At 71.0% G+C, this 5357-nt stretch carries 1 protein-coding gene and 1 pseudogene; both read left to right on the top strand.

All coding sequences use genetic code 11. From position 1 onward, the window contains the following. Positions 1-2763: pseudogene (locus ABZ842_RS38490) on the top strand (hypothetical protein); the annotation flags it as partial. A 12-nt stretch (positions 2764-2775) separates the two neighbouring features. Continuing rightward, a partial coding sequence (locus tag ABZ842_RS38485; protein ID WP_361548452.1) for a hypothetical protein occupies positions 2776-5357 on the top strand: 2582 nt, incomplete at its 3' end.

Here is a 5357-nt window from a genome sequence, read left to right as displayed (position 1 = left end):
ATGACGATCGGCGACCTCGTCGGCTACATCCGCGCGGACGGCTCGGACTTCGAGCGCGGCATTGCCAGGTCGCAGCTCCGCATGGAGGGCTTCCGACTCGACACCGCCGGGCGCCTGCGTGACCTCTCCGGCCGCTTCATCCGCGAGTCCGAGGTCATGGGCAACGCCCTGGCCTCGGGCTTCTCCGACGCCGAGGCCGCGGGGACGCGGATTGTCACGGTGTACAGCAGCGTCGCGGACGCCCAGTCCCGCACCCTCCGGAGCAGGTTCGCGCGCCTGCGGGCGGAGGCCGGCCGGCTCGGCGGCGCCCTATCGGGCATGGTCAACCGCGTCGCGGGACGCCTCGGTGGCCTCGACTTCAGCCGCCTCGCCGCCGCTGGCCCCGCCATCGGTGGGGTTGCGATGCAGGTCGGCGCCCTCGCCGGACGCCTCGGGGCTGCGGTCCCGGTGGCCGCAGGGCTCGCCGCCACGGTGGGCAACATCGCCCCGGCGGCAGCAGTCGCCGTGACGGGCCTGATCGCGGTGCAACTGGCGACGAAGGCCCTGAAGATCGGCATGCAGGGAGTCGGCGACGCCGTCTCGGCCGCGATGGACCCCAGCGACCCGGAGGCGTATGCCGCAGCCCTGAAGAAGCTCTCACCCAACGCACGCGCGTTCGTCACGGAAGTCCGCGCTATGCAGCCGGCGTTCAAGTCGCTGCAGCAGGCGGTCCAAGACCGTCTGTTCAAGGGCCTGGACGACACGCTGAAGGCCATGGGCAAGCACACGCTGCCCATCCTCAAGACTGGGCTGACGAACTCGGCCGGCGCCCTCAACCTGATGGCCAAGGGGATCGGCACTGCGGCTGTGGGGCTCGGCCGGTCCGGCACCCTCGGTCAGGCGATCCAGGGCGCGACCGCGGGCCTGGCGAACATGGCGTCGATACCCGGGCAGGTCGTCACCGGGCTGGTGCAGATCGGTGCCGCAGCCGCCCCGGCGTTCTCGCACCTCACGGGCTGGGCCGGCGATGCTTTCGCTGGTCTGTCGGAGAAGATGACGTCGGCTTTCAACAGCGGCGGCATGCAGCGGGCGATTGAACAGGCGATCGTCGTCATCGGTGACCTCGTGGACGTCGCGGGCAACGTCGGCGCGATCATCGGCTCTATCTTCAGCGCCGCGTCGGCGTCCGGTGGCGGATTCGTCGGCGTCCTCCAGCAGATCACTGGTGGTCTCGCCGCGGCCTTCGCTTCGCCCGGTGTGCAGGCCGGGTTGCGGGCGATCTTCGAGACCGTGGCGACCCTGGCGCGCACCGCTGCGCCGCTGCTCGCGTCCGCCCTCAGTGCGCTCGGGCCCGTGTTCGCCGCCCTCGGCCCTCCGGCACAGGTACTGATCAAGGCCCTCGGGGACGCCTTGCGCCCGGCCATCGATGCACTCGGCCCCGTACTCCAGGCTGCCGCTACGGCGGTCGGCTCGCTCGTCGTCGCCGCTTCACCCCTGCTACCCGTGGTCGGTCAGCTCGTCGCGGCGCTCCTGCCTGCTTTGACTCCGCTCCTCAGTTCCGCGAGTGGCATCTTCCGGGCCTTGGCCCCCGTTGTGCAGCAGGTCGCCGACCTGCTCGGCGGCGGTGCCCTCCAGCCGGTCATCGAGGGCCTGACCGACATCCTGGTGCAGTTGGTGGAGCAGGGTGCCGACCAGTTCCTTAACGTCCTCCAGATGATCATGCCGGTGATCCCCCAGCTCACCCCCCTCTTCCTGCAATTCGCCCAGTCCTCGGGGCAGATCCTGTCCGCGCTCGCTCCGCTCCTGCCGCAGATCAGCCTGCTGAGCGTGCAGCTCGTGTCCGCGTTGCTGCCGGCGATCTTGCCTCTGCTGCCGCTGCTCGTGCAGTTCGCGATGCTGTGGACGCGGCTCGCGACGGGCGTCATCACACACGTTGTGGTCCCGGCGATCTCCGGCATCGTGACGGTCCTCAGCGGCCTCCAGACGGCGCTCTCCCCGGCCCTGAGCGCGGTCACGTGGCTGACGAACGGCATCGCCGATGCCTTTTCCTGGTTGTACAACCTGCTGGTTGGCAATTCGATCATCCCGGACCTCGTCAACGAGGTCGTGGCCTGGTTCGCCAGCCTGCCCGGTCGGGCCCTGTCAGCCCTCGGCGGGCTGGTGTCCGCAGTAGCGGGCCCGGCGCGCACCGCCGCGTCACAGATGATCACCGCCGTGCGGGACGGGGTCTCCAAAGCGGTCGAGTGGGTCCGTGGACTCCCTGGCCGTGCGGGTCGGGCGCTCGGCAACATCGGATCGACCCTGTACAACTCTGGCAGTTCGCTGGTGCAGGGCTTCATCAACGGCATCATCAGCCGCGCCTCCGACGTCGCGAGCGCGGTATCCGGCCTGGTGTCGAAGGCCCGCGACTTCTTCCCCTTCTCCCCCGCGCGCGTGGGCCCCTTTTCCGGCAAGGGGTGGACCCTCTACAGCGGGCAGTCGATCGGCCAGGCGCTCGCCGCCGGCATCACGGGTGAGCAGGCCACGGTGGCGCACGCGGCAGGCGGCATGCTCGCCGCCGCGCAACAGGCCCTCGGTAGCGGGCTGGCGCTGCCCGGTGCGGGCATGCCCGGGCTGGCAGTGGCCGGCGCCGGCGCGGCGACGGGCGCCGCTCCCCAGCAGCGCATCGTCCTCGAAGTCCGCAGCGACGGGAGCCGCTACGGCGACTTCCTCACCGACCAGATTAGGCAGCAGGTCACTGTCCTCGGCGGCGGCGACGTGCAACGCGCCTTCGGGCGGCGATGAGAGGAGGAGCAGGTGGCGATCCCTGACGTGCGCGTGGAACTTCAGATCGACGGCGTGTGGACGCCGGCTACGGTGCGGCATGAGCCGGGCATCACCCACACGCGCGGCCGGCGGTCGCGCGGGTCCACGGCGGACGCGGCCGAGGTCGCGCTCACCCTGGACAGCCCGTCCGGCCTGTACGACAACCGCAACCCCCGCAGCCCGTACTACCAGCGGCTCGGGCGGAACACACCGTTGCGGCTGACCCTGGACAGCGGGCAACGGGCCCTTGTCATGGGGGCCGGCGGAGGCGCATCCACTCCGGATGCACCGCCCCTCGACATCGCGGGCGACACCGATGTGCGCGTGGAGGCGACCCTGGACAACTGGCTAGCGGACGGGAGCGTCGAGCTGGCCGGCAAGGGCGCGCAGTTCACCAATCAGAGATCGTGGCTGCTGCTGATGCGTGACCGCCGGGTGCGGTTCGAGTGGTCGACCGCCGGCACGTCCACGCTCAGTGCGACGTCCACCGTCGACCTGCCCGTCCCGCCGTCCCGGCGCCTCGCGATCCGCGTGGCGCTCGACGTCGACAACGGGGCGGCCGGGAGCACCGTCACCTTCTACACGGCGCCGAGCGTCGCCGGGCCGTGGACGCCGCTCGGCACCCCGATCGTCACGGCCGGGGTGACGTCCGTCTTCGCCAGCACGTCGCCCGTACGTGTGGGCGACGGCTGGGCCGACTTGGGCTTCCCCAGCGCGGCCGGCATGGTCCACGCCTTCGAACTCCGGGCCGGTGCCACGGTCGTGGCCGCGCTCGACTTCAGCGCGCAGGCCGAGGGGGCGACCGCTTTCACTGACAGCGCAGGCCGGCCGTGGACGGTGGAGGCGGGCAGCACGGTCACGGGCCGCCGCACCCGCGCCGTGGTCGAGGTGCCGAAGTGGGAGCCCCGCTGGCACAGGTCCGGCCACAACGTCGTCGTGCCGATCACCGCCGCTGGCATCATGCGCCGGTTGGAGGCCGGCCGCGGTGAGCTGGAGTCGACGTTGCGTCGCCGGATCCCGTCGGAGCCGTCGGTCAGGGCCTATTGGCCGATGGAGGACGACCGCGACGCCACCCAGGCGTACAGCCCGATCCCGGGCGTCGCCCCTCTCGCTGTGACCGGGGTCGACTTCGCCGCCGACAGCAGCCTGGTTGGTTCGTCCCCGCTGCCGCGGCTCAGCAGCAGCGCCACCATGATGGGCGCCGTGCCCACACACCCGGCGACGGGCGAGTGGATGGTTACCTGCGTCTGCTTCATCCCGACGCCGGCGGCCGGCGCCGCAGCGACCGCCCTCCTCGACTTCACGACGACGGGCACCGTCCGGCGGGTCACGGTCGCGCTGGAGCCCCCGAACGCGATGCGCCTTTCGGGAACGAACGCGGCCGGCGACGTGGTCCTGAACCTGCCGTTCTCCCCCTTGGATGAGTTCTTCGACCGCTGGATCCGCCTCGAAGCTATTGCAAAGCCTGCCGCGGCTCCGGGGCAGGTCACGTACCACCTCGGCTACATGAGCGTCTTCGGTGACGGCTACTTCCTGGGCACTGACATGCCGGCGACCGCGGGGGTGGTTGCCTCGATCCGGACCAGGTTCGGGGCCACGGCGGAGGGGTTCAGCATCGGGCACCTTGGCGTCCTGGCCAGTGACAACACACTGGCGTACGGGTACGCCGATCATGGGTATCGAGGCGAATCCGCTGAAGGGCGCATCACCCGCCTGTGCTCCGAAGAGAACGTCCCGGTAACCGTCGACAGCGGGGACGCGGTGGCCATGGGTCCGCAGCGCCCGGCGCAGTTCCTAGCCCTGCTGGAGGAGGCGGAGGCCGCGGACGGTGGCCTGCTGCTGGAGGAGGCGGAGGCGCTCGCGCTGGCCTACCGGCCGCGGGTCGGGCTGTACAACCAGACCCCGGCGCTGACGATCGACTACGCCCAGTTGACGCATCCGTTCGAGCCGGTTGAGGAGGATTCCGTACGCAACTCGATCACCGTGTCGCGGACGGGCGGCTCGTCGGCCACCGTCGAACAGGACACCGGGCCGCTGTCCACCGCGGCCCCGCCCGTGGGGATCGGGCTGTATGAGGAGGCCGTCAGCCTGTCCCTGTTCCACGACGGGCAGTTGGAGCAGATCGCCGCGTGGCGGCTGGCCCAGTCCACGTGGGATGAGTACCGGTATCCGCGGCTGCGGTTGATGGTCCATCGGTTCCCGGAGTTGGCGCCCGCGGTGGCAGCGCTGCGGGAGGGCGACATCATCCGCATCACCGGGCTGCCGGACTATCTGCCGCCGGGGCCGCTGGACCTGATGGCCCTGGGCTGGAGCGAGGAGTTCCACGAGTTCGAGTGGGTGGTGGACTTCATGTGCGCCCCGGGCGGTCCGTGGACCGTCGCCGTCGCCGAGGACCCGGTGTTGGGGCGGCCGGACACGGAGGGCTCGTCCCTCAGCGCGCCCGCCAGCAGCAGCCAGACCACGTTGGAGGTGCAGACCGACAGCGGGCCCCGCTGGATCGACAGCGCCGGCTACGGGGCGATGTTCCCCTTCGACTTGGCGGTAGCCGGCGAGCACGTGGCCGTCTCGGCGAT

Source organism: Streptomyces sp. NPDC047315 (genome assembly GCF_040643215.1).
Lineage (GTDB): Bacteria > Actinomycetota > Actinomycetes > Streptomycetales > Streptomycetaceae > Streptomyces.
This window is presented reverse-complemented; position numbering and strand designations above follow the sequence as displayed.